The sequence below is a fragment of the Protofrankia sp. CiP3 genome, assembly GCF_917627345.1.
Taxonomy (GTDB): domain Bacteria; phylum Actinomycetota; class Actinomycetes; order Frankiales; family Frankiaceae; genus Protofrankia.
This window is the reverse complement of the sequence record NZ_CAKJTM010000163.1, coordinates 6,882-7,272: the sequence shown is the minus strand read 5'-3', so window position 1 is coordinate 7,272 and position 391 is coordinate 6,882. Positions and strand designations below refer to the sequence as shown.

The window sequence follows — 391 nt, the reverse complement described above, 5'->3', positions numbered from 1 at the left end:
AGGTCGACCACGTGCGGGGCGCCGGGTTTCGGCCGTCCGTCCTCGCCCGTGTCCGTGCGGAGCACGTTCACCGGGGTCTCGTCGCCGCACAGCACGTCCTCGGCGCGCAGCGCGGTTTTCATCGCGTCGTCGAAACCGGCGACGGCCAGCGCCTCGGCGAGCCGTTCGTGGGCGCGGGCGAGGAACCCGGCCGACACCGGCGCGCCAGCAGCGCCTCGAGCAGCATCGCGGTCCGCTCGACCGGCACGGTGCCTTCCGAGCCCAGCAGCACCGCGGCGGCGTTCACGTTCGGCCCGTAGGTCACCGTCCCGGGACGGGCGAACGGCCAGGTCGCGGTGGTGAGTTTCCCGCAGCCGCAGCGGCGCCGCGGCAGCAGGTACCGCACTTTTTC

The 391-nt window shown here is 73.9% G+C and carries 1 pseudogene; it reads right to left on the bottom strand.

Going from position 1 to position 391, the window contains the following annotated elements:
* Positions 1-391 (bottom strand): annotated as a pseudogene (locus tag MJ797_RS25185) (transposase); the annotation flags it as partial.